This window comes from Ferranicluibacter rubi (genome assembly GCF_011603255.1).
GTDB lineage: Bacteria > Pseudomonadota > Alphaproteobacteria > Rhizobiales > Rhizobiaceae > Ferranicluibacter > Ferranicluibacter rubi.
In genome coordinates this window covers 91,701-117,945 of the sequence record NZ_JAANCM010000001.1, presented here as the reverse complement: position 1 = coordinate 117,945, position 26,245 = coordinate 91,701, and the positions used below count along the sequence as shown (strand labels likewise).

The 26,245-nt window shown below is 60.9% G+C and carries 30 protein-coding genes; 12 read left to right on the top strand and 18 right to left on the bottom strand.

Annotated features, from left to right (window positions below; genetic code table 11):
• Positions 1 to 18: 18 nt before the first annotated feature.
• A complete protein-coding gene (locus G8E10_RS00570; RefSeq protein WP_167125960.1) occupies positions 19 to 402 on the bottom strand; it encodes a hypothetical protein in 384 nt (127 codons plus the stop codon).
• A 148-nt stretch (positions 403 to 550) separates the two neighbouring features.
• On the opposite strand from G8E10_RS00570, the gene G8E10_RS00565 reads away from it, so the two are divergent.
• Positions 551 to 721, top strand: a complete 171-nt coding sequence (locus G8E10_RS00565) for a hypothetical protein (RefSeq protein WP_092932282.1) — start codon at positions 551 to 553, stop codon at positions 719 to 721.
• Between the two features lie 218 nt (positions 722 to 939).
• Entirely contained in the window at positions 940 to 2,067 is a 1,128-nt protein-coding gene (locus tag G8E10_RS00560) for an AI-2E family transporter (RefSeq protein ID WP_167125956.1), read from the top strand.
• Positions 2,068 to 2,075: 8 nt separating this feature from the next.
• Here the strand turns inward: G8E10_RS00560 and G8E10_RS00555 are convergent, their stop codons facing one another.
• On the bottom strand, positions 2,076 to 2,879 hold the full coding sequence (locus G8E10_RS00555) for a response regulator (protein ID WP_132446303.1): 804 nt from the start codon (positions 2,877 to 2,879) through the stop codon (positions 2,076 to 2,078).
• A 213-nt stretch (positions 2,880 to 3,092) separates the two neighbouring features.
• Here G8E10_RS00555 and G8E10_RS00550 point away from each other — a divergent pair, with 213 nt between their 5' ends.
• The gene (locus G8E10_RS00550; protein ID WP_132446305.1) at positions 3,093 to 3,278 is read left to right on the top strand and encodes a NepR family anti-sigma factor; all 186 of its coding nucleotides are present in this window, start codon (positions 3,093 to 3,095) and stop codon (positions 3,276 to 3,278) included.
• 85 nt (positions 3,279 to 3,363) lie between these two features.
• On the opposite strand, the gene G8E10_RS00545 is transcribed toward G8E10_RS00550, so the two are convergent.
• Together G8E10_RS00545 and G8E10_RS00540 are read right to left on the bottom strand one after the other, a co-directional pair.
• Positions 3,364 to 3,612 (bottom strand): glycine zipper domain-containing protein, encoded by a 249-nt coding sequence (locus tag G8E10_RS00545; protein ID WP_132663790.1) that lies wholly within the window; start codon positions 3,610 to 3,612, stop codon positions 3,364 to 3,366.
• Positions 3,613 to 3,667: 55 nt separating this feature from the next.
• Entirely contained in the window at positions 3,668 to 3,823 is a 156-nt protein-coding gene (locus tag G8E10_RS00540) for a DUF3309 family protein (RefSeq protein ID WP_082477169.1), read from the bottom strand.
• A 461-nt stretch (positions 3,824 to 4,284) separates the two neighbouring features.
• On the opposite strand from G8E10_RS00540, the gene G8E10_RS00535 reads away from it, so the two are divergent.
• A complete protein-coding gene (locus G8E10_RS00535; RefSeq protein ID WP_167125953.1) occupies positions 4,285 to 5,262 on the top strand; it encodes a PRC-barrel domain-containing protein in 978 nt (325 codons plus the stop codon).
• A gap of 127 nt (positions 5,263 to 5,389) precedes the next feature.
• Here G8E10_RS00535 and G8E10_RS00530 read toward each other — a convergent pair whose 3' ends face one another.
• Positions 5,390 to 5,590 carry a hypothetical protein gene (locus tag G8E10_RS00530; RefSeq protein ID WP_110799964.1) on the bottom strand — a complete coding sequence of 67 codons (201 nt, stop codon included), beginning with the start codon at positions 5,588 to 5,590 and terminating at the stop codon, positions 5,390 to 5,392.
• Positions 5,591 to 5,933: 343 nt separating this feature from the next.
• On the opposite strand from G8E10_RS00530, the gene G8E10_RS00525 reads away from it, so the two are divergent.
• The 3 genes from G8E10_RS00525 (at position 5,934) to G8E10_RS00515 (ending at position 7,911) form a co-directional block, all read left to right on the top strand.
• Positions 5,934 to 6,101: a DUF1328 domain-containing protein gene (locus G8E10_RS00525; RefSeq protein ID WP_167125950.1), complete on the top strand. Its 168-nt coding sequence runs from the start codon at positions 5,934 to 5,936 to the stop codon at positions 6,099 to 6,101.
• Positions 6,102 to 6,279: 178 nt separating this feature from the next.
• Complete coding sequence (locus tag G8E10_RS00520) at positions 6,280 to 7,536, top strand: NAD(P)/FAD-dependent oxidoreductase (RefSeq protein WP_167125947.1); 1,257 nt, start codon at positions 6,280 to 6,282, stop codon at positions 7,534 to 7,536.
• Positions 7,537 to 7,710: 174 nt separating this feature from the next.
• Positions 7,711 to 7,911, top strand: a complete 201-nt coding sequence (locus G8E10_RS00515) for a hypothetical protein (protein ID WP_167125944.1) — start codon at positions 7,711 to 7,713, stop codon at positions 7,909 to 7,911.
• A gap of 24 nt (positions 7,912 to 7,935) precedes the next feature.
• On the opposite strand, the gene G8E10_RS00510 is transcribed toward G8E10_RS00515, so the two are convergent.
• From G8E10_RS00510 to G8E10_RS00485, 6 genes are all read right to left on the bottom strand, one after another.
• The gene (locus G8E10_RS00510; protein WP_167125941.1) at positions 7,936 to 8,343 is read right to left on the bottom strand and encodes a TIGR02588 family protein; all 408 of its coding nucleotides are present in this window, start codon (positions 8,341 to 8,343) and stop codon (positions 7,936 to 7,938) included.
• Between the two features lie 7 nt (positions 8,344 to 8,350).
• Positions 8,351 to 9,190 (bottom strand): TIGR02587 family membrane protein, encoded by an 840-nt coding sequence (locus G8E10_RS00505; RefSeq protein ID WP_167127055.1) that lies wholly within the window; start codon positions 9,188 to 9,190, stop codon positions 8,351 to 8,353.
• Positions 9,191 to 9,333: 143 nt separating this feature from the next.
• The gene (locus tag G8E10_RS00500; protein ID WP_167125938.1) at positions 9,334 to 9,819 is read right to left on the bottom strand and encodes a BON domain-containing protein; all 486 of its coding nucleotides are present in this window, start codon (positions 9,817 to 9,819) and stop codon (positions 9,334 to 9,336) included.
• A 326-nt stretch (positions 9,820 to 10,145) separates the two neighbouring features.
• The gene (locus G8E10_RS00495) at positions 10,146 to 10,685 is read right to left on the bottom strand and encodes a hypothetical protein (protein ID WP_167125935.1); all 540 of its coding nucleotides are present in this window, start codon (positions 10,683 to 10,685) and stop codon (positions 10,146 to 10,148) included.
• Positions 10,686 to 10,869: 184 nt separating this feature from the next.
• Complete coding sequence (locus G8E10_RS00490) at positions 10,870 to 11,118, bottom strand: hypothetical protein (protein WP_167125932.1); 249 nt, start codon at positions 11,116 to 11,118, stop codon at positions 10,870 to 10,872.
• 747 nt (positions 11,119 to 11,865) lie between these two features.
• On the bottom strand, positions 11,866 to 12,591 hold the full coding sequence (locus tag G8E10_RS00485; protein ID WP_207903324.1) for an SDR family oxidoreductase: 726 nt from the start codon (positions 12,589 to 12,591) through the stop codon (positions 11,866 to 11,868).
• 47 nt (positions 12,592 to 12,638) lie between these two features.
• On the opposite strand from G8E10_RS00485, the gene G8E10_RS00480 reads away from it, so the two are divergent.
• Positions 12,639 to 13,604 (top strand): LysR family transcriptional regulator, encoded by a 966-nt coding sequence (locus G8E10_RS00480; protein ID WP_343289613.1) that lies wholly within the window; start codon positions 12,639 to 12,641, stop codon positions 13,602 to 13,604.
• A 338-nt stretch (positions 13,605 to 13,942) separates the two neighbouring features.
• Here the strand turns inward: G8E10_RS00480 and G8E10_RS00475 are convergent, their stop codons facing one another.
• Both G8E10_RS00475 and G8E10_RS00470 read right to left on the bottom strand, forming a co-directional pair.
• A complete protein-coding gene (locus G8E10_RS00475) occupies positions 13,943 to 15,325 on the bottom strand; it encodes a YncE family protein (RefSeq protein WP_092986779.1) in 1,383 nt (460 codons plus the stop codon).
• On the bottom strand, positions 15,322 to 15,726 hold the full coding sequence (locus G8E10_RS00470) for a DUF305 domain-containing protein (RefSeq protein ID WP_165916872.1): 405 nt from the start codon (positions 15,724 to 15,726) through the stop codon (positions 15,322 to 15,324). Before G8E10_RS00470 ends, G8E10_RS00475 begins: the two co-directional genes overlap by 4 nt.
• A gap of 197 nt (positions 15,727 to 15,923) precedes the next feature.
• Between G8E10_RS00470 and G8E10_RS00465 the strand changes: the two genes are divergently transcribed.
• Positions 15,924 to 17,075 carry a TDT family transporter gene (locus G8E10_RS00465; RefSeq protein ID WP_062595833.1) on the top strand — a complete coding sequence of 384 codons (1,152 nt, stop codon included), beginning with the start codon at positions 15,924 to 15,926 and terminating at the stop codon, positions 17,073 to 17,075.
• Here the strand turns inward: G8E10_RS00465 and G8E10_RS00460 are convergent.
• The 5 genes from G8E10_RS00460 to G8E10_RS00440 are packed head-to-tail and all read right to left on the bottom strand — an operon-like array spanning position 17,062 to position 20,394.
• Positions 17,062 to 17,766, bottom strand: coding sequence for a uracil-DNA glycosylase family protein (locus tag G8E10_RS00460; protein ID WP_062595834.1), 705 nt, complete (start codon positions 17,764 to 17,766; stop codon positions 17,062 to 17,064). The genes G8E10_RS00465 and G8E10_RS00460 overlap by 14 nt on opposite strands.
• Positions 17,763 to 18,656: a LysR family transcriptional regulator gene (locus G8E10_RS00455; RefSeq protein ID WP_062595835.1), complete on the bottom strand. Its 894-nt coding sequence runs from the start codon at positions 18,654 to 18,656 to the stop codon at positions 17,763 to 17,765. The genes G8E10_RS00460 and G8E10_RS00455 overlap by 4 nt, the downstream gene beginning before the upstream one ends.
• Positions 18,653 to 19,462: an anti-sigma factor family protein gene (locus G8E10_RS00450; RefSeq protein ID WP_092986781.1), complete on the bottom strand. Its 810-nt coding sequence runs from the start codon at positions 19,460 to 19,462 to the stop codon at positions 18,653 to 18,655. Before G8E10_RS00450 ends, G8E10_RS00455 begins: the two co-directional genes overlap by 4 nt.
• Complete coding sequence (locus G8E10_RS00445; RefSeq protein WP_062595837.1) at positions 19,459 to 19,974, bottom strand: sigma-70 family RNA polymerase sigma factor; 516 nt, start codon at positions 19,972 to 19,974, stop codon at positions 19,459 to 19,461. Before G8E10_RS00445 ends, G8E10_RS00450 begins: the two co-directional genes overlap by 4 nt.
• 3 nt (positions 19,975 to 19,977) lie before the next feature.
• On the bottom strand, positions 19,978 to 20,394 hold the full coding sequence (locus G8E10_RS00440) for a nuclear transport factor 2 family protein (RefSeq protein ID WP_167125929.1): 417 nt from the start codon (positions 20,392 to 20,394) through the stop codon (positions 19,978 to 19,980).
• Positions 20,395 to 20,903: 509 nt separating this feature from the next.
• Here G8E10_RS00440 and G8E10_RS00435 point away from each other — a divergent pair.
• The 3 genes from G8E10_RS00435 to G8E10_RS00425 are packed head-to-tail and all read left to right on the top strand — an operon-like array spanning position 20,904 to position 25,813.
• Entirely contained in the window at positions 20,904 to 24,041 is a 3,138-nt protein-coding gene (locus tag G8E10_RS00435) for a hypothetical protein (protein WP_092986783.1), read from the top strand.
• Positions 24,041 to 24,508: a hypothetical protein gene (locus G8E10_RS00430; protein WP_092986785.1), complete on the top strand. Its 468-nt coding sequence runs from the start codon at positions 24,041 to 24,043 to the stop codon at positions 24,506 to 24,508. Before G8E10_RS00435 ends, G8E10_RS00430 begins: the two co-directional genes overlap by 1 nt.
• A complete protein-coding gene (locus G8E10_RS00425) occupies positions 24,509 to 25,813 on the top strand; it encodes a phosphorylase family protein (RefSeq protein ID WP_092986787.1) in 1,305 nt (434 codons plus the stop codon). It begins immediately after the preceding gene.
• The last annotated feature ends 432 nt before the right edge of the window (positions 25,814 to 26,245 follow it).

Sequence of the window (26,245 nt, the reverse complement as noted above, 5' to 3'; positions counted from 1 at the left end):
GCGGCATTGAAAGCAATCCTAGTTGCCGATCCGCGCCATGCCGCTCTCGCCATTGTCGCGCACCCACTTCACCTTGTCGGCGCCGGTTGCGGTCAGGTCGAAGCACATCTTCGCGCCCTTGTACCAGGTAGTGAACTGCTGGCAGAGCTTGTCGTCGGCGATCCACCATTTGCCGGTGTCGCTCGGCTGGATCAGCTTGCCGATCCCAAGCGCCTTGCCATCCCCATCCACCACGCCTGACGTCCGGTAGTTCAGCGGAAACTCTCCGCCCATCGGCGCTTCGAGATAGATCGTGCGCCCGATGATCTTGTCGCGGATGTCGGCCTCGGTCATGCCGGCCGCAACGGCTGCGGTGCTGCCGGAGGCCAGTAACAGGCTGATGGAGAGAAGGAATCTGTGCATGGCGCGCGCTCTCGGTTCTTTGTTCGTCGAGACGTACGCCGCCGGAAATGTCCCGGATCACAAGCTTCGCGAAAGCTTGGGAACAATTTGGCAAATCGGGCCGTTGTTAGGCCAGAATTAACGTTTTCACACATCGAAGGACGCCCCCATGCTTTACTGGCTGCCCAGGCTCGGCCTGATCCTGCTCGTCTGCGCCGCACTTGCCGTCGGCGTCGTCTCCGCAACATCCGACGACGTGGCAAACACGCTGCTCGTCGTTCTCTTGGGTCTCGGCCTCTTCTCGCTGACCCTGCGGATCTTTCCGCCGGAAAAATACTGATCCTGCCGAATGTAGAAGCGCCCACCGAAAAATACCATTTTTGGTGGAAAATGGTGGGCCTTCAGAGCGTTACGGGAACTTTTCTCCCGTATCCGGATTGACGGACGTCCCGGCTATCAGGTCATGCTCGTTGAGCATTGCAAGACCGCAAATGTGGGGCGTCAGGCAAGATACCGCGGCAGCTTTCGGCCCGCGCTCATTGCGAGTGGAGGTCAAAGATGAATTCTGCCATACCGGAGCGAGCCTTGTTCAAGGCGAAGAAGAAAGCGCACATCGAAAACCCGCCGCCGTCCGAGGCGACGGCACTGGCCGATCCGAAGACCGGCCTCGATCTCGTCGTCGCCTGGAGCATCGTCGGAACATTCGTCATCCTCATGTCCGGCGTCATTTACACGCTTGAATCCATCCTGATGCCCGTCACGCTGGCAATCGTCGTCGGTATGGTGCTGGGTGTTGCGGCCGACAGGCTCTCGCGCTTCGGCCTACCGCCCATGCTCGGTGGCCTGTTCTTCGGCATCGTCTTTGTGGTGCTGGTCTTTTTCCTCGTTAATGCCTTGATCGAGCCGATCTCCACGCTGACCGCCAAGGCGCCGGTGATGATGGAAGACGCGGTCCAGCGGTTCCTGCCCTTCTTCGAGCGGTTCGAATGGGTGAAGCGCGCCATCAACGGCGCGAACGAGAAGGCGATCTCGGATATGGTCATGGCCAATGCCGGTTCCATGCTGGGGCTGGTCGCCACGGGCCTTACGCCCGCCTTCGTCCAGACGCTGATCTTCCTCGCAGCCCTTGGTCTGTTCCTCATCGGCCGCGCGCATCTGCGCAAGACCATCATCCTCGCCTTCGCCACACATGAGCGCCGCCTGACGGCCATCCGCGTCATGAACGCCACGGAGAGTGCGGTGGGCTTCTATTTCTCCACCGCCAGCCTGATCTATATCTCGCTCGGCACGATCACGGCGCTCATCGCCTTTGCCGGCGGGCTCTCGGGCGCGGTTCTCTGGGGTCTCTTCGCCTTCGTGTCGAGCTTCATTCCCTATCTCGGCGTTACCGCCATGACGATCGCGCTCACCTGCGCCGGCCTGATGACGCATGACAGCATGATCATGGCACTGTTGCCGGCTGCCTGCTTCTTCCTGCTGCATCTGGTCATGGAAAATCTGGTGACACCGGCGATCCTTGGGCATCGCCTGGAGATCAACCCGTTCCTGATCTTCATCGCCATCATCTTCTGGACATGGATGTGGGGTGCCGTCGGCGCGATGCTGGCCATGCCGCTCGCGCTCATCGGTCTCACCATCTTCAACGAGGTCCGCACCCGGCCGCCGGAACGCCAGCTGCCGGGCTAATGAGCCTCTCAGGCCTCGCCGGCGGGGGCGTTCTCGTTGAAGAACAGCGCCTGGCTGATCAGCGCCTTCACCATGTCGGGGTTGAACGGCTTGGTCACGAGGAAGGCCGGTTCCGGCTTTTCGCCCGTCAGCAGGCGCTCCGGAAACGCGGTGATGAAGATCACCGGTACGGTCGCCGTCGAAAGAATCTCGTTCACCGCATCGATACCGGAGCTGCCATCCGCAAGCTGGATGTCGGCCAGAACCATCTTCGGCGATGTCCGCTTGAACAGCTCGACCGCCTCGCTATGCGTGCGGGCGATGCCGGCCACGCCGTGGCCGAGGCTGCGCACCATATCCTCGATATCCATGGCGATCAGCGGCTCGTCCTCGATGATGAGGATGTCGGTCACGACCTGACGGGCAATGTCCGTCGACGCCTGCTGGATCAGTCCGGCCACGGCATCCGGCGTCACGCTCAGAATTTCCGCGGTCTCATCCGGGCTGAAGCCTTCGACAGAGACGAGCAGGAACGCCTTTCGCGCATCGGGCGAGATCCGCGCCAGATTGGCGGCGGCCCGCTTTTCCCAGGCATAGGGCGAGTTCACTGCCTCTTCGTCGATCTTGATGGTGATCGTATCGAACAGCGAGCAATAGAGTTTGAAGACGCTGACCCGGTCGCTCGACGCCTTGGGGAACAGGTCGATATTGGCAATCAACGCTTCGAGGACGGCCGCGACATAGGCATCGCCCGACGTCTGCGAGCCCGTGATGGCGCGGGAGAAGCGGCGGACATAGGGAAGGTGTGCGGCGATCCGCATGGAAAGTGACATGAAAGACGTCCTTCGATATATTGGCGCCGAAACCGGACAAAGTTAGATCGTTCGACGAGTCGAAACAGGGACGTTTGACCATGTTTCCCGTCGTGTGGAAAGTTTGATCGGCAAGAATTACAAAGCATGAGGGCGACGTGATCAATTTGAGGATGCCGACAGGCCGCACCGGGACGAGCGCGATCGGATTTCGGACGAAACGGACCTGACATCATGGCGGATATGACAAACCCCAAACCCGGCCCGGTCCTGCAACATGCGGAGACCATGGACCCGAACAGCCAAATCGTCTCGAAACTGAGAGCCCTCTACAGTGCCGTGGAACGGGAACCTCTTCCCGATGCGTTTCTCGATCTCCTGCAGCAACTTGACAGCGTCGAGGACGCGCGCAAGGGCTGACGAAAGAGCGAAGCCTCAGATGAGCGACACAAAAAAACGGGCCGAGGCCCGTTTTTCCGTTTCAGTCTATGACCGAAAGATCCGATCAGCAGGAGGCCGTATAGCGGCGGCCGTTACGGTCGCGGTAGATGCAGCGGCCCGGTTCGTTCGCCTGACCGATCAGCGCGCCGGCAAGGCCGCCAACGCCAGCGCCGATCGCTGCGCCACGGACGTTGCCCGTTGCCACGCCGCCGATGATGGCACCCGATGCGGCGCCGATGCCGGCGCCGCGTTCCGTCTGGGTGCAGGCTGCGAGCGGCATGATCAGGGCGACGACGAGAAGAGCTTTTTTCATGGTGATATCCTCCGGTTCAACTTGGTGTGGATGGCCCTCTGGGAAAGCCGAGGTTTTATATGCGTCCCATAAGGACCAACACAAGAAGGATAACGACCACCAGGCCCAAGCCACCGGAAGGTCCGTAGCCCCAGCTGCGGCTGTGGCCCCACGTCGGCAGAGCGCCGATGAGCAGGAGTACGAGGACGATCACGAGAATGGTGCCGAGCATTGGCGGTTCCTCTTTGGGTTCATTCGGAATGCCGAGCTATAACGCGCGTTTCTCTCTTTTGTTCCAAGCACTGATCATACCAGTTTGATGCCCGCATCCGGGAGCCGTTCACCGACCTGCCTCCAGCGCGGTCTGCGGCCTCGCCTTGGGAACAAATCCTGCCCTGGCTGCGTTGTGGGGGCTGTGTGGATGAAGGGATAATGTGGTGTGGCAGGTGGCCGGCGCGGAATCAGCGACGTATCCAGCGTCACCAAAGGGGTGATGCCATCACCTCCGCAACACGAAGTCGGCCATGACGGCCGCCGGCACGCGCATCAAGCGGCGTTTCGCCTCCCACATGTTCTCTCTGTTCCAGAATACAGTCCGAGACCGCACATGCCGACAAGGCGTCGCACGCGCCTCGCAGCCCCAGCCCTTTATTCAATTCTGTCTCATCGTCTTACGTTTTAAGGAGCAATCCGATGCTGAAAACCCTTCTGGCAAGCACAGTTCTTGCTGCCGCTCTCGCCGGTACCGCACTGGCGCAGCAGACGCCGGCGGCACCCGCAACAGCACCGGCAGCCTCTGCCCCTGCGGCATCACCGTCTGCCGCCGCAGGCGACGATATGCTCGCGTCCAACGTTATCGGCAAGACGGTCTATACCGGCGTTGACGAGGAAGGCGAAGCGATCGGCGAGGTCAAGGATGTCGTGATCAATGCGGCCGGCGCCACCGAAGCGCTCGTCGTCGGTGTCGGCGGCTTCCTCGGCATCGGCGAAAAGGATGTGGCCGTCAATTTCGATCGCGCCTCTTGGTCGGAGCGTGATGGCGCCAAGATCCTCGTGGTCTCCATGACCAAGCAGGATCTGGAAGCCGCGCCCGCCTTCCAGCGCAAGGCTGTCATGGATGGTGCCGTTACCAAGGATACCGCGGCGACGACGCCTGCAGCATCCACGGACACTGCGGCCAAGCCGCTTGCAACGCCGGAGAATACGGAAGTCCCACTGGATGCCGCCGGCGCCGAACCGACCGTTCCGCAGACCGGTACCACACCGGAGATGACCGATCCGGATCTGGCGCCTGACGCGGCGATCACCGCGACGGTCGAGCCCACCGATGAGCTGAAGCCGGTCGATGCCGCCATGCTGTCGGCCGACAAGCTGATCGGCACGCCGGTGAAGGTGGCCGACGACACAAAGATCGGCGAGGTCGGCGATGTGATTCTGGCGAAGGACGGCAAGCTCGAAGCCTACATCATTGATGTCGGCGGCTTTCTCGGCATCGCGCAGAAGCCGGTGGCGATGAGTGCCGCCAATATTCAGGTGATGGCCGATGCCAAGGGCGCGATGACGATCTACTCGCCCTACACCAAGGAGCAGCTGGAAACCCAGCCCGCCTACGACGCTGCCGCCTACAAGGCCAATCCCGGCAGCATCGTGCTCGCCAACCCGAAGCCCTGATCGTGTGAGGACAAGGCGGCTGATCGCTCAGCCGCCTTTTTCATGTTCGCCGGTTGTCATCACCCATCTCCAGACAACAAAAAAGGCGACCCACCGGGCCGCCCTCACGATGTCTGTTGAATAAAAATCAATGCCGCTCGCTGCGGTCTTCCGACGAATCCAGCGCATCCAGCAACTGCTCGAACCGCCCATCCGTCGCCGGCATCTGACCGTTGAAGTAGAGATCCTTCAGCGTTTGGCCGATGTGAAGGTTCTTCTCGCTCGACCGCGATGCAGGCCGCGCCGAGGCCGCAACGGACTTCCAGATATGTGCGTTCGATACGGTCATGTTGGTGTCTCGCCTCAATGATTCGTGAACTCAACGCCTCGTGCACGGTGAAGTTCCGCCAATCCTGTGGCAACGTCGTGTCAAAATGAACCAGTGCGCCAGTTATGGTAAATGAATACTTAAATGTCGTTGCTCCGCAGGGGTTGGCGGGGAGGCGCTTTGTGGCCGCGACGAAGGGGCGAATGCGCCGCTAGAAGATCCCGATTTTTCCAGCTGTTACCTCCGGCCTCGTACCGCGCAGCCATCACATCAAGCCTGCCGGCCGTATTCGCATTGCACGCACTGAGGGAACAAACGATATTGTGATGCGTTAGTGAGCATGAGTTAATCGGAGAAAGAAACCATGTTGTACTACGCACTTGTTTTTCTCGTTGTTGCTATCATCGCAGGTGTTCTCGGCTTCGGCGGCGTTGCGGGTGCATCTGCCGGTATTGCGCAGATCCTGTTCTTCCTGTTTCTTGCCTTCCTCGTCATCTCGCTCGTCGCAAGCTTGATGCGTCGCCGCACCTGAGGTTTGTCAGAAACGACGTACGGATAGCATTGGAAAGGGAGTGGTTCGCCACTCCCTTTTTCGTTGTGCGGAGAGCGCCCCGAACAGCGAATTCCTGATCAGACCTGTTGCGGAACGTCCGGAAAATGCTGACATAGGCGCGAAGACGCGACGCGCTGGGAACATGGAGTTGAGCACGATGAAGACGGATGTGGCGGTTCTGGGTGCGGGGATTGTCGGCCTGTCCACGGCGATCCATCTCGCACGGCGTGGAAAATCGGTTCTGCTCGTCGATCGCCGTGGGGCAGGGGAGGAGACCTCTTTCGGCAATGCCGGCCTCATCCAGCGCGAGGGCGTCGTGCCCTACGGCTTCCCGCACGATTTCGGCGCTCTGTTCCGCTATGCCCTGAACAACACGATCGAGGCCCATTACCACCTGAAGGCCCTCCCGGGTCTGGTGCCGTTTCTGGTGCGCTACTGGTGGAATTCAGGCTTTACCCAGCACCAGCACATCGCAAGGCTCTATGCGCCGCTGATCGAGAACTCGATCACCGAACATGCCGACCTCATCAAGGCGTCCGGTGCCGACAACCTCATCCAGCGCGATGGCTGGATGAAGGTTTTCCGCACGGATGCCGCCCGCGATGCTGCCTATAAGGAGGCCGAGCGCCTGTCGGCCGGCTTCGGCGTCAATCACCAGAAGCTGTCGCCGAGCGATGTCAAGGCACTGGAACCCTCGATCCGCATCGACCTTGCCGGTGGTCTGCGCTGGACCGATCCGTGGTCGATCCGCGATCCCCATAGCCTGAACAAGGCCTACCTCACCTATTTCCAGTCCCTGGGCGGGCGCCTGGTCGCGGGCGATGCCGCAACGCTCGAGCACGTTCTGGAAGGTCCCGGCTGGCGTATCGCTTCGCCGGATGGACCGATCGAGGCGGCGGAGGTCGTCGTGGCCCTCGGTCCCTGGGCGGACACCGTCACCCGCAAGCTCGGTTACCGCTACCCGCTCGCGGTCAAGCGTGGCTACCATATGCATTACGGCACGCAGGAGGGCGAACGGTTGAACAACTGGGTGCTCGACGCCGAGAAGGGATATTTCCTCGCGCCCATGCTGCGCGGAATCCGACTCACGACCGGCGCCGAGTTCGCGACCCGCGATGCGCCGAAGACGCCGGTGCAGCTCGCCCGTGCCGAGCGCGTCGCCCGCGACTTCTTCCCGCTCGCCGAGCGCCGCGACGAAGAGCCGTGGATGGGTGCGCGGCCCTGCACCCCGGACATGATGCCTATCATCGGCAAGGCGCCGCGGCATGAAGGCCTGTGGTTTGCCTTCGGCCACGCCCATCACGGCATGACCCTCGGCCCCGTCACCGGCCGTGCGCTGGCCGAAAAGATGACCGGCGAACGCACGACCATCGTCGATCTCGGCCCCTATCGTCCGGAACGCTTCGTCGCCTGAGCGCACGTCTTTGCAACGCCGGCTCCCATCAAGCGACCTCGCGATGCGGACAAGTTTGTTTGATGTCGGGCACGGAACGATAGGGCGCTCCTGCCGTTTCCCCGTCGCTGCAAACGACAGGCCGTCGTGGCCGCCACGAGATGGGCTGACGGGGCACGGCGGCGGGAGATAGACATGCAAAAACAGATCGTTGAGATTGCCGGCGAAGCCGTCGGCACCTTGATGCCGCACGCGCGCGGCTTGCGCTTCATGGCCGTCAAGTTTCACGTCTGGCCGCTGGATGGCGAGGTCTATGCCGATCCCGCCACAGCGCATCGGGCCGTCACCGCCCACATCGCCGCAACCCGCGAGGCCATGGCCGACCGCGTTCACTGATGGCGAGATCGGCGGAAAAAGAGGTCAGGGTTCGCTGTAACCGGAGGCATGAATATCGAGCCGATAGGTGCCGGGATTTGCAGAAAACATGAGGGCGCCTTCGACCTGAGACTGAGCGGGCACATAGTCGATCGTCACCTCCCGCGTCTCCACCTCCTGCTTTTCACCATCCAGCAGCCGTCCCGTCACGGGCACGCCTGCAGCCGTCTTCTTGCCGGCATTGGAGACGATGAAGGAAACCTCGAAGCCCTGCACCGTCGGCCTTTGTGTGGTGATGGTGACGCTAAGCTCCGGTATCGCGTCCTTGGCGGTAAGGCCGTGGTAAAGAATCATGCCGGTCATGGTGGCGACGAGCGCCGTGGAGAGAAGACCGGTGGTCCACTCGATCCAATGCGGGTGGCGGCGAACGACCTTGCGGCGGGAACGTGCCATCAGAACCTCACAGGATCAGCCGTGCGGCGGCTGCGCCGATCGCGCCGGGAAAGCCGAGCACGATGGTGGACATCAAGGCAGGCATAGAGCCTGACCCGTCCAGTCTGCCGAAACTCCACAGGCAATAAAGGCTGACCAGCAGCGCGATGACATAGCCCGGCAGGGTGAACCGGATCAGCGCGTGCCATCCCGGCGTATCCTCCAACTCGTGCCCACCCTTGAACGAGACGGCATAGACGAACGCATGCATGACGAGGATCGACAGGGCGATGGTGGCCAGCGCATGCCACGGCGTCATTTTGTAGGAGATCAGGATCATCTCTTCCGTCGGCGCCATGTTGAGGTTGAGAAACAGCGCACCCACCGCCATCATGAAAAGCTCGGCGCCATAGCCGCTGTCCGGCTCATCTTCCGCGTCGTCGGGATCCGTGCCGAGCTGACTGCGGCCGAGAAGCGCGCCGATACCGGCGGCAACGGCCTGCAGTGCGATCTTGCCGAGGAAATCCTGCTCGGCCGTCTCCGGCGTCAAAAGCTTGAACAAAGTGAGGATCATCGCGCTGGCGAGAATGCCGATCGCATAGGCGATCATGGCATCGCGAATATCCTCGCGCCAGGAAAACGTCTTCTCGAAACCGATGCGATGCGCGATGCCCACAAGCAGGGGCACGGTAATGACGAGAAGCAGAGCGAGCCGGAAGCGATCCATGGCAAAGCCGAGATCCCACATCTCCATCGTCATCTGCATGGGCAGAGCAAAGAGGAGCGCGCCCGCAATGCCGCGCCCGAGCCCGGTGACGAACGCGGTCGTATGAAACGGCGCCCCGCGCGCCTCGTCCACATCCTCCATCGTCACCCCCAACGCGCCAAACACAAAACTGCGCGGCCCACAGGACCGCGCAGATAAATCCAAGGTTCATAGTCCGACACGCCGAGCGTAGGCAAATGCTTATGCAGCGGCGCCACCTAGGCAGCTCACACTCCGGCAGGATCTCAATCGTTCAACCCGCTCGGGAATGCCGCATCGACGGCAATCGTCGTCAGGTCGTTCCGCACCTTGGAGATGCCGGGAATGCGGTATGCAAGTTCCTCGACAGCACGACGATCGGCTGCCGTCTCGACCTCACCGGACAGTTCGGCAACGCCACGCAGAACTTTGATCTCAACGGCGGATGTGTCGATCTCATGCTCTTCAAGCGCATTGGAAAGCGCCTCTTCCATGCCGTCATCATCGGTGTCGGCCTCCGGATCGTCCCGCAGGATATCCGGACCGCCATGGCCGATCCGAGCCGTTTCGTCCGATCTCTCGAAGCCAGGATTACCCGACTCGTCGAAACTCTCCGGCGTCTCGCCATAAGACCGGTTAGCGACATCGGTCGGCGAACCGGACACGTCGTCGGCATAAGGCCAGCCGTCCTTGAGGTCGCGGTCTTCATAATCACGATAGTCTTCTTCGCGGCGTGTGGTCTTCTCGATCATCGTCGGATCCTCGATCTGGTCGTTTCACCTGGGTAAACCGCTGAGCAACGCTTTGGTTCGACCGGACGGCTGATTATGTCACGCCACCGGCCCGCACGCGCGCCTCGTCCAGACGATGACGGTTGCTCAGCGTGGGGTGGGCGAGGAGCAGACGCCTACCGTCGATATGCGGTCGAGCATCTCGCTCGGATAAGCGAGTCTCTCTGCATCCTTACCGACCCGGGCAACGCGTCAGCGTGTTGAAGGAACCCGCCAATAAAAAAGCGAGACCTTCCGGCCTCGCTTTCATTATTCTCTTAAAGCACTTACCGTGCTTCACGCCTGACTTACGGAGCCGTGCTCGGCGTAGTACCCGTTGCCGGAGCCGTGCCGGTGGCCGGAGCGGTATCCGTTGCAGCCGGCGGCGTTGCCGGGGTGACCGGAGCCGTCTCAGCCGGGGCAGTTGCCGCTGGCGGGGTCGCGGTCGGCGCCGTTGCAGGGGCCTGCGTACCGGTGGCGGCAGGCGCGTCTGCTACCGGCGGTGTTGCCGTCTGGCTGGCAGGTGCGGGCTGTATCGCCGTGTCGGACGCGTCATTCGACATTTCCGCAGGCAACCATACCAGCAATGCCAGTACGAGACCGGCAAGCAGAATGATCAGAACCGGCCAGTTGCTGCGACGGGCCCGCGCGGTCGGTGCTGCCGGATCCAGCGGACGCTGGGCCAAGGGATCGCCCATTGGTGCCGCCGTCACCGGGTCAATCCCGGCGGTTGGGCGCATCGTCGCCGCGTCTGTGCGAGCAGCCTGCTCGGCTCTCGCCGCATCATCGGCGGGCCAGGACGTGGGATTTGCGGGGCGCTTTTCGTTCGGATCAAAACGCTGGTTCATGACAGCTTCCTCCTTGTGGTTTCGCCGAATACCGGCACATGAGGAGAAAACGCGCTGTCGAAGCTTAAGTTCCTGGCAGGCACCCCAGGCCCGTTCGCCAAGCAGGGCAAGCGCAAAAAGCTAGCGGCAGAGTTCTACCCCGCCGCTCGATTCTCACCGTTCGAAATTATTCTTGGGAAAAACGTCAGTCCTGCTCACGCACACCTGGTGTCGCTTCCCGCTGATCGGCATCTTCCAGATCGGAACGCACCAGAAAAACGTCCCCCTTCAACCGAACCGCCTCCCGACGCGCAGCCGCCGACATCACATCATCCGGCTCCACATCATCGCCTCTCAACTCCGCCTCGCTCCCGATCGGCGTCACATCCTCGTCGTGAATATCGAGATTGCGGTCCGTATGAGCCTTTTCGCCAGCCAGGTCTTTGTCGGCCATTTCGCTTCTCCTTGGTTTCCTGATCGAAAACGCTGGTTGGAAGCCAATGTTCCGGGAAGGAATTGGCCGCTTTGTCCCATCGGCAGGTAGCCAGCAAAGAAAGGTAGCCCGCGAGATGCACGCCGCTTAGGGCCGCATGGCATCAGGTCGCCAATGATGCCGATACGGGGTCCGGCATGACGAAAATAATAGCCAAAAATGGAATTTAACAAGATTTGGCTGGGGAACCTGGATTCTCACTGACTTCTTAAGGGCTTAGCTGAGACCCTGACTTCGCTGTGTTTCTCCGGCCGCAAACGACCTTGGATGCCGCCTTTGTGCCCTGGCTTTGGACCTCAGTCAAGCGGAAGGGCCCGCGGCAATAATTTCCGCTATTCGATTTCTAACTAGCAACCTGTCGGACATGGCTCGAATGGCTAAATTGCACCCAATTGTCGATGAGCAGAACAGCGCAGCGGCCACTCGCATTCAGTGTCCCCGTCGGTTCGACCTTCACGCCCGCGCGCAACGGTGAGTCATCACCGCGGCTCAACCGAACGACGGATCAGGGGCCGGCGGCGGGTTGTCCGCACTCGGTGACATAAATGAACATTGAGTAGCAATCGCCGGACACGGAAACATTTTCCGCTTCGCGCCTGCATGTCGGACATTGAGGCCTAGCCCCGAAGGTACTCGAAAGCGGACATGCCCCTATGATAGTGTCATGCACCTGCGCGCCGAAGCGGTGTTTTGACACTCTGTGGAAGCTTACCAGGGCACCACCGCCCCGTCGAAGTAGAAGCCGCCTGTCGGTCCTTTCCCATCCAGCGTCGCAAGCCACGCGATGCCGCTTGCAGCCTGTTCCACCGTCCTGTAGCCGGAATGACCGTTGAAGTCCGTTGCTGTGTAGCCGGGATCGGCCGCGTTCACCTTGATGCCGGAGTCCGCAAGTTCCTTGGCAAAAGCCACCGTTATGGCGTTGAGAGCCGTTTTGGAGCTGTTGTAGCCGAGGATGTTGACGCCGTAGAACTGATTGTCCGGGTCCGAGAGCCAGCCAAGGGACCCGAGGCCGCTGCTGACCATGACGATGGTTGCATTCCCCGCCTTCTTGAGAAGGGGGAGAAAAGCCTGGGTCACCAGAACAGGTGCGAAGACGTTGGTCTCGTAAATGTGGCGGATGTCATTGATGGACTGCTGAGAGGGTGGGACCATCTGGCCGGGAATGCCAGCATTGTTGATGAGCACATCCAGCTTGCCATCTTCTGTCAGCACGCGATCAGCCGCCTGCCTCACCGATGCCTCGTCAGTCACGTCAATGACAATAGGCCTTGCCTCAACGCCTTGGGCAGACAGCAAGCGTAAAGCCTCTTCGCCGCGTGCGGCATCCCGGCTTCCAAGCCATACGCTGTAACCCTTGTGTCCAAGCTGGCGCGCGGTTTCAAACCCGATGCTTTTGTTCGCACCTGTGATCAACACTGTTTTCTTGTACATCATATTTTCCTTTTTGATCGGCAAAGGCTGCCCGATCGACTGAGAGATAGATGCTGGAATGGCTTTCGATAACCACCCGATCCGTGCATATACTGATCGCTATGGCGAACAATGAAGACATTTCCGGCTTTGACGACCTGGCAGTGTTTCTCGACATCTGCGACACTGGCGGCTTCCGGAAGACCGCGCAGCGGCTTGGGCTGTCGCCGTCTTCGGTCAGCGAACGCGTGAAGCGCCTGGAGCGGCAGGTTGGCGTCCCGTTGCTGACAAGGACTACGCGGAGCGTTTCACCAACGGATGCAGGCCGCTCGCTGGCGGAACGTCTTTTGCCGCTTTATTATGAAGCTCGTGCTGCCCTGAAAGATGCTGCAAGTTCTCAGCGCGAGGTGCGCGGCCTGCTGAAGCTCAACGTGACTGGAGCAGTCATGGTAGACATCCTGCCGCCGCTGGTTGGCCGCTTCCTTGAAATGCATCCTGGCGTGCGCATGGAGTTCGTGGTCGAGGATAGACTTGTGGACGCCGTCGCCGCCGGATGTGATGCAGGCATCCGCTATGGCGAACATCTCGCTCAAGACATGATCGCCGTACCGTTGGGCCCGCGCAGACAGCGGTGCGCACTCGCCGCAAGTCCATCGTACCTTGCGGGTCGAAGAAGGCTTCTGCATCCAAAGGATGTGCTTGATCACGAGTGCATCCGACTTAGATTCTCCAGCGGGGCTTACGTGCTCTGGGAGTTCGAAAGGGAGGGCGAAGCGCTCACGGTCGATCCACAGGGACGGCTGGTCGTAGGGGTGGATGCCGCCGCCGCCGCAATTGATTTCGCCCGATCCAGCCGTGGCCTGATCTACACGTTCGAAAACTGGTTGCAGCCACACTTCGCTTCTGGCGACCTCGAACCAGTTCTGCCGGAATGGTGGACGACCTTCGACGGTCCCAGCCTGTATTTCTCCCGCAGGTTCATGCCCGCGCCGCTGAGGGCATTTATAGATTTTGTTGGCTCAGAAAGGAGAGATTAAGTCCAACGGAGATCCGCAGTCTGCGTTGGTCCGACAAGCGACTGCCGCTTTGCGCCCTCATTTCAGCCATCCACCGGGCCTCGGCCGAATACCGAAAGCAGATCTTCTTTTTTGGTCGGTACTACTGCCGAAATGGGGTGGTTTTCCGCCTGTCCGCTTACTGCTGCTACTCGTAGATAGCTGACATTCAGTTGCTCCCGACGGGTTCGGCGACACCCAAATTTGAGTCCAATCGATCGGCCCCAAAGACAGCGCCACAAGCAGCGAACATGCCACCAAGCCAATTCGGCGCGGACTGTTGCTCGCGCCGAAAATGGCGATTTTGGACCCAGCCGTCTCTAGCGGCTGGCGAGGACCGGGCTGGCCGTGCCCTTCAGACCCTCGACCACAACCAGCCGCGGCTCCTTGCCCGCCGTCGGCTCCCTGGGGGCGCCGATCGTGCGCACCGGACCGATGCTGGAGGCCATGCCGGCGCCCTTGTCGTTGGTCTTCAACACCACGACGGGCTCGTCCTGTCCTTCGAAGAATACGCCGTACTCCGTCATCGGCTTCAGTTTGGCGATGCTGACGTCGATCGTATCGACGAGCCCGAGATTGCGCGAGACGACCATGCCGGAGCCGGTGGCGCCCTCGGGTGCCTTCAGCGAGAGCGTCAGGTTCTCCGGACCCGTTTTCAGCGGCATGAGGTTCTGGGTTCCCGCACCGTCGGGCACCGCGCCCGGCACGAAGACGAGGGCCTGCGGGGCCTGACCGATCGGGATCTCGGCCACGACCTTCTGCTTGGCCGTGTCGATCACGTCGACCTTGTCGCCGTTCTCCAGCCCGACGAAGATGCGGCTGCCGTCTTCCGATCCCCAGATGCCGTGCGGCAGGGCGCCGACTGGGATAGTCGCGACGAGCTGCGTTGTCTCGCCGGGCCTATAGACCTTCACGACGTTCTCGCCGCCGATCGTCACGTAAACCAGCGTCTCGCCGTCCACCGTTCCGAAGCCGAGATGGTTGGAGACCGGCCCGCTGTCGATCACCTCCTTCACCTCGAGCGTCCTGGCATCGACGCGTGTGACCTTACCGACGTCCTTGTGCGTCAGCCAAACGCTGCTGCCGTCCGGGCTCACCTGCACGAAGGGCACGAAGGGCGAGACGACGGGGATCCGCTTCACCAATTTATGGCTCGCGACGTCGAAGACCTCGAGCACCGGGTTGAACGAGTTGGCGACGAAGGCGAGCTTGCCGTCTCGCGAGAACTTGGTCATGCCGGGGCCGCTTGTCGTCGGGATGCGGCCCGTCTCCTTGAAGGTCGTGGCATCGATCACCGAGAGGTAGTCCTCGCCGCGCACCGTCGCCCAGACTTCCCTCCCGTCCGGCGTGAAGAAGGCCTCGTGCGGGTTGCGCCCGACATAGGTCGTGCCCTTCACGGCATTGGTCGCCGTGTCGATGAAGGTGACGGAGTTCGTCACCGTCGAGACGACGACGAGCGTCTTGTGGTCCGGCGAAAATCCTAGGCCGTGGACGTTGACCTCGCCCTTGTAGAGGGGGCTCAGAACGTCCGGCCGCGGATTGCCGAGCCGGATCTGGCCCAGAAGCTTGTTTGAGACGGGGTCGATGACCGAGACCGTGTTGGAGTTCTGGTCGGCGGTGTAGACGCGGTCTGAGGCGGCGGGCAGCGCGAAGGCCGATGTCGAGACGAGGAGCGCGGCGGCGAGAATGGCGATGCGGGTCATGGGGTTGTCTCCGGAACGGGCTTTGGTTTGTCGGCAGATGCGGCGAGCATCGAGCGCATCAGCGTAATCTCGTAGGTCTGTTCGGTGATGATGGACTGCGCGAGGTTGCGGATCGCTGGGTCCCGGGTCGAGCCGAGGACGGCCTTGGCCATGTCGATCGCGCCCTGGTGATGCGGGATCATCTGGGACAGGAAGTCGTGCTCGGGATCCCCGGTCACCGGAGCCGACATCATGCCGGCGTGCATCCTCTCCATCGCCTCCGCGGTCGCTTCGGCATAGTGTGGACCGTCGGGCGTGGCCGGCACCATCGGCGAGTGCTGATGGGCGTGCGCGTCCTGCGCCTCTGCCGAGGAGAGTGACACCCCGGCGAAGGCCAGGGTCAGGAAAAGCGTCTTCAGCATGGAATCACAAGGTCCTCGAAGTACGGGTTCGACAAAAAGACGCTTGCGGAAGCCTTTTATTCCCGTGGCGGCAAAATTTATTCGGGGCGAAGCGCCTGAAGGATTAATCGCCTCCATCGATCGAAATGACCAAAACAACGCGTTGGATCGAACGATTCCCGTTGTGTATGGTCCCCAGCAGGATAAGGACCCCGCCAATGACCTTCGAACAGATGCGTGCCGTCACCCTCGGCCTCCAACCGCTGTCGCGCCTCGACAGCCCGCGCGAGGTCGTGCGCCAGTTCACCCCGAACTGGTTCGCCGCCACGATGGGCACCGGGATCCTGGCAATCGCGCTCTCGCAGTTCCAGGCAGACATGCCGATGCTGCATCCGGTGGCCGAGGGCCTCTGGATGTTCAACATCGCGTTGTTCACACTCTTCGCCGGCCTCTACGCCGCCCGCTGGATCTTCTTCTTCGACGGGGCCAAGCGCATCTTTGGCCATTCCGTCGTGTCGATGTTCTTCGGCTGCATCCCGATGGGCCTCGCCACCATCGTCAACGGCTTCCTGATCTTCGGCCTGCCGCGCTATGGTGAGGTCGCAGTCAGGATCGCAGGGACGCTCTGGTGGATCGACATTGCGATGGCAGCAGCCTGCGGGGTTGCCATCCCCTTCATGATGTTCACCCGGCAGAGCCACTCGATCGACCAGATGACGGCGGTCTGGCTCCTGCCGGTGGTCGCGGCCGAAGTCGCCGCCGTCTCCGGCGGCTTGCTCGCGCCGCATCTCGTCGACCCGCATTCACAGCTCGTGGTGTTGACGCTCTGCTATGCGCTCTGGGCGCTGTCGGTGCCGATCGCGCTCAGCATCCTTGTCGTGCTCCTCCTGCGCATGGCCATCCACAAGCTGCCGCACGCCAACATGGCGGCGTCGAGCTGGCTGGCGCTCGGACCGATCGGCACTGGCGCGCTCGGGCTGATGACGCTGGGCGGCGCGGCACCCGCGATCCTTTCCGCCAACGGGCTGGAGCGTTTCGGCGCGTTTGCGGAAGGGCTCGGCTTCTTCGGCGGTCTGCTCCTTTGGGGTTACGGGCTTTGGTGGCTGGCGATGGCTGTGCTCGTGACGCTGCGCTACCTGCGCGATGGCCTTCCCTTCAACATCGGCTGGTGGGGCTACACGTTCCCGCTTGGTGTCTATGCCGTGACTACGCTGAAGCTCGGCACCCTTTTGCCGATCGCTGCCATCCACGTCTTCGGCACGTTGCTCGTCGCGGTGCTGGCGCTGCTTTGGCTGATCGTCGGCACGAGGACGGTGCGCGGCGCCTGGAGGGGAGATCTCTTTGTCTCGCCCTGCCTCAAGGCCGACTGAGAGAAGGAGGGGCATCCGCCGGCGGTCGGTCGTTGAGGAACGCGGCGACGCCAGCACGGAACCGGACGGCGCCGCCCTGGGCGGGGTGGCGCACGTAGGTGGCGGGGATACCGAGCCCGTCCGCCGCACGCTGCGCCACCCGGCCGATGCAGAGGATTCGGCGCGGCGCGAAGATCGCGACGATTATCTCCAGCACCTTCCGATGTTCGGCGATCTCGGTCCAGGTGGGCGTCCGGTTGCGCAAGGGCAGAACGCCGCGATGGGGATGGAAGAGCACCGCGTTCCAGAACAGCGGCAGCGGGTCGGGTATCGCGTTCCAGATCTCCAGGGAGGTTCCAGACTCCGGTGTCGGCAGGGTCTCGCGGGTCGCCCGCGCCAGCGGCGGATCGAGGCCGAGCCGCTCCGACAGGTCGGCGAGCCGCCGGTCACCGGTGAACGGCACGCCCGTCCGACGCGCTCCGAAGCGCGAGGGCGCTTCGCCGAGCCAAAGGTCACGGACGCCGCGATCCGCCAACGCGGCGAGATAGCGTTGAAGATTGCGACGGCGAGTCACCGGCGCGTCAGCGTCCTCAATCTCCGCGTCGAACCCGGCATAGGGGTTGAACAGGTTGGCCTTGCCGGGCAGCGCCGCGAGACGCTCGACGATCGCGTCGACTGAATGTCGTCCGGACGTGGTCGATCCATCGATCACGCCGGCGGCACCTTGATCGTCGGCAGCTCGGCGAGAAAGGCGGCGACGGCGCGGCTCGAGTGACGGTCCCTCGCCAACACCGAATAGAACCCGCGCGACGGCAGGTCGAAGGGTAGCGCCACCAGTGTCCCCGTGCGAAGGGCGGCATCCGCGACCACGGCGGGGAGGATCCCGACGCCGGCGCCCGCCTCGATCGCCGCGCGCACGGCCTCGTTCGAGGGCAGTTCGAGTTCGACCGACAGCGCGGTGAGATCGACACCGAAGGCTTCGAGCGCACCTTCGAGGATCGCGCGGGTGCCCGAGCCTCGTTCGCGAAGCACCCAGCGCGCCGATGCAAGATCCCCGGCCGCGACGGGAGACCCAGAGCCTCTGTGCCCTGATGCCGCGACCAGCATCAGCCGATCATCGGCGACGCGTTGCGTGCCGAGCCGGACATCGCCGAGCTCGTCCTCCACGAAGCCGAGATCGGCCGTGCCATCCAGCACCGCCTCGGCCGTGCGCGCCGTGTTGGCGATGCTCAGCCGAAGTTCGATGCCGGGATGGCGGGCCTTGAAGCCCGCGAGCACCGGCGGCAACCAGTGGTTCGCCACCGTCTGGCTGGCGACGATGCAGAGACGACCCCGCTTCAGTCCGGCAAGTTCGGAAAGCATGAGGCCGGCATCCTCGGCCCGCGCAAGCACCGCGCGGGCCTCGGGCAAGAACAGGCGCCCCGCTTCGGTCAGTTCGATCCGTCGTCCGACGCGGTCGAACAGCCGGACATCGTGGCGCTCCTCCAGCGCAGCGATAGCGGCGCTCGTCGCCGACTGCGTGAGGTTCAGCGCCTTCGCCGCCTCCGTTACATGCTCGCGCTCGGCCACGGCGACGAATACGCGAAGCTGGTCGAGCGTCACAGCGTATCGCCGGAAAGGCTCGGCGCCGAGCGGTTCAGGCTGTCGTAGACGGCGGTCGCCACCTGCATCAGCCGCTCGCGCGGTGCCTCGGCCGAGACAACGTAGCCAAGGCCGGCGTCGCGCCAGAAGAAGGCGGAGATGCCGTCCTCCTCGACGAACTGGAACGACGTCTCGGCCTTCTCGTCGGTCTTCACGAAGAGCGTCAGACGCGTGCCCTGGTCGTCATCGTACATCAGCATCGCGGCAGGACCTGCGCCCGCAGGCAGCAGGCGCCCACCCATCAGCCGATATCCGAGCCCTGTCAGGTCCGGAGCCGACAGCCGCGTTCCAAGCCGCTTCGACAGCCATTGCAGGAGATGCGCCTCCTCGTTCGCGCGCACTTCGACGGGATGGACCACCTCGACCACGAAGGTGCGATGCGCCGCGATTGCCTCGTCGGCCATGACCGCCACGCGAGGCATCTGCGGCGGCACGCGCAGGACGTCGTTCGCCAGCCACCCGCCGGAGCTGCCGAGGATCAGCCAGCCCATGACAGCCGCGAGGCGCAGACGCGTGACAGCAAACCGACCGCGCCGGGCCTCGCGGATGTTGGCGATTCGTAACCGCGCCGGGATCGGCTCCCCGGCCTTGAAGGCAAGGCGTTCGCGCAGTGTCCGGGCGATCTCGCGGTCGCGATCGAGGGCCGCGGCGATCTCCGGTCGCTCCGTGAGATAGGCCTCGACTGCGGACAGCCGCTCGGCCTCGAGCCGTCCGTCCACATAGGCTTGCAGGTCGTCCTCGCCGACGGGCGTGTCCCTGCGGCTCATTTGACTCTCCTCAAGGGCGCGCGGATCCCGGTCTCCAGGATGGCGCGCAGCTTCTCACGCGCCCGCGACAGGCGCGACATGACCGTGCCGACCGGAAGCCCGATCACCCGTGCCGCCTCGTCGTAGCTCATGTCTTCGACGCTGACGAGAAGGAGGACGGTGCGGTGCTCTTCGCTGAGCGCATCGAGCCCAGCCAGGACGTCGCGGAGCCCGGCGCGACCGTCCTGGTCGCCGTCCACCGCCGGCGGCGAGGCCATCTCGTCGAGCGCCACGTGGGGCCCACGCCGCTTGTGCTGGCGCAGGCCTGAGATGTGGAGGTTGCGCAGGATGGCGAATAGCCAGGCGCGCAGGTCGCCGTCGGGCCGGCGCAGGTGCCAGCGCCCGACGGCGCGCTCCAGGCAGTCCTGGACGAGATCGTCGGCGGCGTCGCTGTCGCGCACCAGCGCATAGGCATAGCGCCTCAGGCCCGGAATGAGCGGTTCGATCCGCGCCGCGATCTCGTCGGTGGACATGCCTTACTTCTCCAGCGCGGGGTCGATCTGCCAGATCTCATCGGTGAGCGTGCCGTCCCGGAACATCATGACGTAGCGCACCGGGATCTTGTTGTCGTTGGCGAAGACGACATCGGCGACGACGGTGGCGCCCTTCGAGTTCACGCTCTCGCGCATCTCGACGATGGTGGCCTTGAGGCCCGTCTGCGCCTTGGCGAACTTTGCCCAGGTCGCGACGATCTCGGGGCCCGTGTAGGTGCCATCGAGCGGCCCCCCGACCCAGTGAAGCGTTGCGGACGGGGCATAGGCGGCGGTGACCGCGGCGCTATCGCCCTTGGCGATCGCTTCGATATGCGCCTTCGCCATGTCGCCGGCGGGACCCGCAAGCGCGGTCGAAGCCGCGGCGGAAAGAATGGTGATGGCTGCGAAAAGGGTCTTCATGGCTCGGTGTCCTTCGGTTCGGCCGCGATTGGCCAACGGAAGACGTTCTGCAACGGCGCTTATTCCCAAAGGACTAAAAATTAGAGACGAGCAGGTTCAGTTCGGCGTTCAGACGCAACGTCCGCTAACGGCGGCAAGCTGAAAGGGCGTCAAACGACTCCGAGGCGTCGGAATCGGTCATGAAGGTCTCTCACGCTCTATGGCAGCTAATTCTTCCTTGAGCTCCAGAACCAGTCGGTCTGCTCACGGCCCCGAGGCGGAAATAATTTCCGCTTTGCGCCCTCATTCCGGTCGCCCAGTGAGTAGAAACTCTCCCTGAAAGCGGACATACACCTCTTTCGAAGAAGCTATAGCGTACGAAGGCAAAACGGTTGAACTGCCATGCTTGGGAGCAAACAAAGACAGTGCTGCCTTACGTCTTCCATTCTACAACGGAAACATGCAGGGTGTCGTCTGTAATGCCGGATGCCCTATTGCACGCACCGCGCGAATCTGTATAGCCGAGAGTGATGGAACGTAGAATCCGTAAGTCGATCGGTTTGGACCTCAAAAACATTGCCCGCGGGGACCGGGGTTACAGGCCGTTTCGATGGAAGATTTCCCAATTGCTTTCCGATACCTCGGCCATCTCAAACTTGAATTCGTTCCTGCGAAAGAAGCTCCTTTTTCTTAAACCGGACGAGGCATTCACGGCGTTAGAACTCTCAAAGAAAGACTTCTTGTTTCTTTGCCAGCTCAACAAAACCGATCGCAGTGCTGTGAGTTACCTCGATCTGTTATGCGATTATGTCGAATACAACATCGACATGTATCGAGATATCGATGAGTTCGACAAACTCCTTTCGACCGCGGTCCTGTCAGGAGGTCTTGATACAGATATCGCCTCGGAATTTTCTGGTGAGTCGCGCGGAAGGTCCCAATGTGTTTTCGTCATGAAGGCTTACTGCGCACTTTTCGGTAGCAATAACGAAGATATCTCGCAGTATTTCGGCGCCGGGATGTATGCTGACTGGCTTCGCCAGCGTCTCCTCTATCCGTTGAGCTACTACTTCACCGCGGAGCCGGACTCCGACCATTTCGACTTCTTCCTGAAGCAGCTTTTTGCCGACACCGATATACTGAACGCGGAGAGAGAGGTCATCCAGACCTTGATCGACGACAATCACGTGATCAGCGCCTCAGCATCGCACACATTCTATCTCGCTCTACTTGTTCACCCGTACGACGCCGTCATATTGGTCGCCAGATTCTACGAAGCTGTCCTGGCCAGTTGTGCAGCCCCTTCGCCGGAAGAGGTGCGTTTGCTCAGCAAACTCGCTGGAACCACTCGAAACTCCCGCTTGAACGCCATAGTCGACCACGTATCAGGCGCTTCGATCGCTACGGAGATAGACGGAACATCCGCAGTCTTCTCGACGCTTGGGCTGACCTCGGAAACGGCGGAATTCTATCGTGCCGTGTTCTCGCTGGAGGCCGGGTCGGGACCGCAGATCAGCAGGCCGCTTCTCGAGACGCTCTATCGCCTTCGTTTCGAGAAGTATCCAGACATAGCGGATTTCCACGAGCTGTCTTCCTGGACCACGAGATATAGTTTCTCTACCGCCGGGAGAGTTCTACGGGTCTTCATGACTTCGCTCTACATGTGGCCCCGTCAAAATCTCGTGACCGAGTTCTTCGACCTGTTCACACAGATCGCGCTTTTCGGGGCACTGACGTCCTGGACCGCGACCTCGCCCCGCGGATACGCATTCCTTCGACACACCCACGCGTGCGGACGCCTCGTCAACAGTGTTCAGGAGATCGACGGTCTGATTGAAAAGCAGGTCGCTGTCATTGCCGCCACCGGAAGGCGATGGATCAAGGTTTTCCATTGGGGACAGCGTCGGAACGAGGCCGAATTCCGTTTCAATGAATGGTTTGAAGCGATCCGCGTGAATATCCCGCTTTTCGGTACGCAGCGGTACCTTTCGGGCATCGACTGGACCACATTAGATACGATCATCGACACTTACCGGATCAAGCCGTTCCTCAAGAACCGCGATGCCATTTTCGTGCTAATGCTCCGCCAGAGTGAGGAGCGTCGGCATGACTCAGCCATCCTGCGCTTCGCGATGCGGCCCTGGGCAGAACAATTCCCTCGCGTCGATGTGTTCGCTGACGCACTAGCGGTAGAGTACGGGGCTGCGTCGATCGTATTCCTACGGCGCTTTTTGACCGCCGATGAAATACTGCATCTGAATCTGGAGAACAATTTCACTGCTGCGATAAGCGAACGGATGAACGCCTTAGAAGCTCTAGTTAAAAAATTCAAGTTTTCGGAAGATACGATCACTGGGCAGGAACTCGAGAAAGAACAGAAGGCGGTGATCAGCGTCCTGTCCTTGATGAGCGTCAACGCGAACCAGTTTGAGATCAATTGGGACACGATCAAGAACGAGGCGCTCTCCGCGACGGCGGACATCTACAAAGCCTACATTCCTCTCTCGAAAAAATACAACTCCCTAGATATTATATCGCAGGCGCAAACCAAGTTTTCACATTATTTTTCGAACAAGCAAAGCGCCAGCTATCTGGCGCGGAACAACGAAACCTACATTGCGCAGATGGCATTCCAGGCCATCGAAGTCTTTTTTTCCAACCCGGCGCATGGGATCGAGTCGGTACTTGCGATACGAATTCGACACGACAACATCCGCCGCGAATTTGATCGGTCGCTTGAGGCGGCAAGGCTGGCATTTAACCTCCGTCTTCCGGTGAAGAACGCGATGTTCGCGATGTATAGAGAGGTCGTGTCCCTGACGGTCCGCGACTGGGTCCGGAGATATATGCACACGGGTCGCAATTCACCCGAGACGGCGCTCTTTAACTTCGTGCCCAGCCAGGCCGACCTCGACGCCTTCATCAAGGGGTTCGCGCAGACGAACTCGCAGGAAGACCTGATAGACGCGGTCATCGAGTGGATCCGATCGCGACTGGACGTGTTCCTTGGAGAGGCCCAAGAGTTGCTCTCAGGCGAGCTCGTGCACAACCTCAAAAGTGTGATCGAGGCGGCTTCCGCCGATGCGCGCTCGACGCGTTCGCCGTCGGATGTCCTAGCTGCAGAACGGGTCGCGCTTCAGGCCATCAACAAGACCGCGGTGGAACTTCGGGAATGGTTCAAGTCCCCAGCGCACGCGCGTGACAAGTCAATTAGTTTCGCGGAACTGCTGCTGGCGGTGGAAGGTCGGTTTGAACAAGAGGTTCAGAACGATGAAATTGCTTTCCCGCGTCTTTCGCAACAGTTTCAGGGTGTTGAGGTCTTGCCTCAGAATATCCGCAATCTCTTTGTCGCCATGTCGGAGTTGACGCTGAACGCAGTCAAGTACGGATCTGGGAACAAAACCCGTTTGCGGATCAAACCCATTAAATCCAGTGGAAAGATGCTGGTACTCTTCTCGTCGCCGAGACGGGGTGACGATGACGCGGAGTGGACCATTGAAGGCAGGCCTTCGGGTAGTTACACCGAAGGCATATTCAACAGCGGAAACACGGGACTTGAAAAAGTTGCCTTCCTCGCTGCCTCCGTTATCGGGGAACCGTCTCTGATCAAGATCTACAAGCGCCGCAAGGCTTTCCACATCCTGCTTCCCGTAGGCACCTGCGCGTGATGAAGATTTTGATCGTAGAAGACCGTGACGACAAGTTTGAAGATATTGCGCTGGTAGCGCGGCCTTCGTGCCCGCAAGGTTCGTCCTTTCACCGGTCGACCACTTCTGTTTCGGCGATCGACGAACTCGGCCGTTGCCCCTGGTCTCTTCTGCTTCTGGACATGTCGATCGACATCCGATCGGGCAAAGTGAATGTCGCTAGAGGGGGCCATGCTAATTTAGGTGGTCTCGACATCATCGAATACCTCTACCTCTTCGAGGTGAGTCTTCCGACTATAATCATCACGGGTTTCGACTACTTCGAAGCAGCGCGCTCCGAAGAGCGGATGACGGAACTTGTGGGGTTGGACAAGATCGCAGCGACCGCTGCCGCCAAGATTGGCAAGAATTTCCTTGGCGTGGTCCGCTATCAAGACACCGGATGGAGAGACGATCTCCAGAGCCTGATTATGAACTGGAGAGCTTGAATGAGGGCCTTGGTCGTCCATGACCGCGAGGAAATCGCGTCGAAGATTAGCGCGCTGCTGGTTGAATGCGGCTGCGAAGAAGGTGACGTCGCAGTGGCGGACGACGTTCGGTCGGCCACGGAGAAACTCCGCAACGACATGTTTGACATCGCGATCCTGGACCTCACGCTTCAATACAAAAAAGGCCGAGGCATTCCGAGCTACGAAGTTGTTGAGAACCTACTTGTCGAAATCTTTCAGACGGAAACGCTCCATATCCCGGCAGACATCATTGGGATCACCAAGGAACCAAGCGCCGTATCGGCCGTGTCGAAGACGATCGGCTCCCACGTCCTCGCGGTGATCGAAGAGGATGATGGAGGGACGTGGAAAGAAGACCTTCGCGACAAGCTCTCCTACGCTAAACGCGTTTCGAAGGCGCGCCAGCTAAGCCGCAACAGTCGGTATGATGTCGATCTCTGCATTATCACGGCTCTGGACAGCGAGATGGCTGCGTACAATCAACGGCTGACCCTCGTAGATTGCGAAGAGATGCAAGGCGTGAAGCGTTTCGCCTTCACTTCCTCTGACGGCAGGAATCGAAGAGGCGTAGCGTTCGCGATTGGGAGGGCAGGCCAGTCCTCCGTCGCATCCGCGACGCAGGTGCTCCTTTTGCAATACAGGCCCAAACTTATAGTGATGTCCGGGATATGCGGCGGCATGCCAGAAAAGGTCAAACTGGGCGATATCGTTCTTTTCCAGCAGGTCTTTGACTGGGATTACGGAAAATGGGCCATCGAGAAATTTCCCGAAGCCATGGCCGGGGTGACCGACGTGGAAATCGTGAACGAAGACAGCTCGATCACCCATGGCCGGAGAACTTTTTATGCCCGTCCCACGCCGCTTGCGGTGGAGCACCCATCGGTCACTTCCGCATGCCGCGCCATGCGGACCTCCGGATACAAGTTCTCCCACGAGGAAATTACAACCATCAAGGGTCTAGCGCCCAACTACGACCTGACCTCTCCGCAAGTCCGATACGGACCGGTGGCATCGGGCGGAGCGGTAATAGCGGACGAGTACATGATACCGAGGATAAAGAGCCTCAACGAGGATATCCTGGCGGCTGATATGGAGGCTTACGGCCTCTATTACGCGGCGAAGAACACCAACGTCGTCAAACCCATGTTCATATGCGTAAAGTCCGTCTCGGACTACTGCGATAGTAAGAAAAACGACGGTGTCCACGAGGCCTGCAATTTCATCTCAGCAAAGGTCGCCCTTGAACTGAGCGACCAAATCCTGACGGCCAGTCAGGCTCCATGACGTAATTGTCTTTCGACTACCGAGTTGTATGTAAATCGGCAACGGAAGCGCGGGGCTGAACTTGACCCCGAGTAACAAATAGCACGCTGATATCAGGTATTCGAGGTGGTTTTCTGGCAACGGACCGTCGGCTGTCGGCCCCCTTGCGGAAATGATTTCCGCTATGCGCCTTCATTCTCGCCGTTCTGACCTGATTCTTCATTGCCCAAGAGCTGACATTTTATAGCGCGCAGCAGTGTCAAGTCACGCGACCTAGAACCTGAGTTCTGCTAGACGGTCTGTGATCAGTGACGGGTGGAAATGCAATGACAACAACAGCACGTTCGCAGCGCTATGCTCGCGAGTTAGTTCCAGCACTAAGGCGCAGTAGAGCGGTGAGGACATGCGCCGGCGTCCACTTCTTGTCGAAATCAACCGACCCTTTGGCCATCC

Coding starts and splice junctions, on each gene's coding strand:
- G8E10_RS00550 (WP_132446305.1), top strand. CDS start 3,093: ATGGCGGATATGACAAACCCCAAACCCGGCCCGGTCCTGCAACATGCG.
- G8E10_RS00565 (WP_092932282.1), top strand. CDS start 551: ATGCTTTACTGGCTGCCCAGGCTCGGCCTGATCCTGCTCGTCTGCGCC.
- G8E10_RS00440 (WP_167125929.1), bottom strand. CDS start 20,394: ATGAAGACCCTTTTCGCAGCCATCACCATTCTTTCCGCCGCGGCTTCG.
- G8E10_RS00570 (WP_167125960.1), bottom strand. CDS start 402: ATGCACAGATTCCTTCTCTCCATCAGCCTGTTACTGGCCTCCGGCAGC.
- G8E10_RS00520 (WP_167125947.1), top strand. CDS start 6,280: ATGAAGACGGATGTGGCGGTTCTGGGTGCGGGGATTGTCGGCCTGTCC.
- G8E10_RS00540 (WP_082477169.1), bottom strand. CDS start 3,823: ATGCTCGGCACCATTCTCGTGATCGTCCTCGTACTCCTGCTCATCGGC.
- G8E10_RS00500 (WP_167125938.1), bottom strand. CDS start 9,819: ATGATCGAGAAGACCACACGCCGCGAAGAAGACTATCGTGATTATGAA.
- G8E10_RS00545 (WP_132663790.1), bottom strand. CDS start 3,612: ATGAAAAAAGCTCTTCTCGTCGTCGCCCTGATCATGCCGCTCGCAGCC.
- G8E10_RS00430 (WP_092986785.1), top strand. CDS start 24,041: ATGAAGATTTTGATCGTAGAAGACCGTGACGACAAGTTTGAAGATATT.
- G8E10_RS00535 (WP_167125953.1), top strand. CDS start 4,285: ATGCTGAAAACCCTTCTGGCAAGCACAGTTCTTGCTGCCGCTCTCGCC.
- G8E10_RS00445 (WP_062595837.1), bottom strand. CDS start 19,974: ATGTCCACCGACGAGATCGCGGCGCGGATCGAACCGCTCATTCCGGGC.
- G8E10_RS00525 (WP_167125950.1), top strand. CDS start 5,934: ATGTTGTACTACGCACTTGTTTTTCTCGTTGTTGCTATCATCGCAGGT.
- G8E10_RS00485 (WP_207903324.1), bottom strand. CDS start 12,591: ATGATGTACAAGAAAACAGTGTTGATCACAGGTGCGAACAAAAGCATC.
- G8E10_RS00505 (WP_167127055.1), bottom strand. CDS start 9,190: ATGGAGGATGTGGACGAGGCGCGCGGGGCGCCGTTTCATACGACCGCG.
- G8E10_RS00495 (WP_167125935.1), bottom strand. CDS start 10,685: ATGAACCAGCGTTTTGATCCGAACGAAAAGCGCCCCGCAAATCCCACG.
- G8E10_RS00510 (WP_167125941.1), bottom strand. CDS start 8,343: ATGGCACGTTCCCGCCGCAAGGTCGTTCGCCGCCACCCGCATTGGATC.
- G8E10_RS00480 (WP_343289613.1), top strand. CDS start 12,639: ATGCTGGAATGGCTTTCGATAACCACCCGATCCGTGCATATACTGATC.
- G8E10_RS00530 (WP_110799964.1), bottom strand. CDS start 5,590: ATGACCGTATCGAACGCACATATCTGGAAGTCCGTTGCGGCCTCGGCG.
- G8E10_RS00425 (WP_092986787.1), top strand. CDS start 24,509: ATGAGGGCCTTGGTCGTCCATGACCGCGAGGAAATCGCGTCGAAGATT.
- G8E10_RS00555 (WP_132446303.1), bottom strand. CDS start 2,879: ATGTCACTTTCCATGCGGATCGCCGCACACCTTCCCTATGTCCGCCGC.
- G8E10_RS00470 (WP_165916872.1), bottom strand. CDS start 15,726: ATGCTGAAGACGCTTTTCCTGACCCTGGCCTTCGCCGGGGTGTCACTC.
- G8E10_RS00560 (WP_167125956.1), top strand. CDS start 940: ATGAATTCTGCCATACCGGAGCGAGCCTTGTTCAAGGCGAAGAAGAAA.
- G8E10_RS00435 (WP_092986783.1), top strand. CDS start 20,904: ATGGAACGTAGAATCCGTAAGTCGATCGGTTTGGACCTCAAAAACATT.
- G8E10_RS00515 (WP_167125944.1), top strand. CDS start 7,711: ATGCAAAAACAGATCGTTGAGATTGCCGGCGAAGCCGTCGGCACCTTG.
- G8E10_RS00450 (WP_092986781.1), bottom strand. CDS start 19,462: ATGAGCCGCAGGGACACGCCCGTCGGCGAGGACGACCTGCAAGCCTAT.
- G8E10_RS00490 (WP_167125932.1), bottom strand. CDS start 11,118: ATGGCCGACAAAGACCTGGCTGGCGAAAAGGCTCATACGGACCGCAAT.
- G8E10_RS00475 (WP_092986779.1), bottom strand. CDS start 15,325: ATGACCCGCATCGCCATTCTCGCCGCCGCGCTCCTCGTCTCGACATCG.
- G8E10_RS00465 (WP_062595833.1), top strand. CDS start 15,924: ATGACCTTCGAACAGATGCGTGCCGTCACCCTCGGCCTCCAACCGCTG.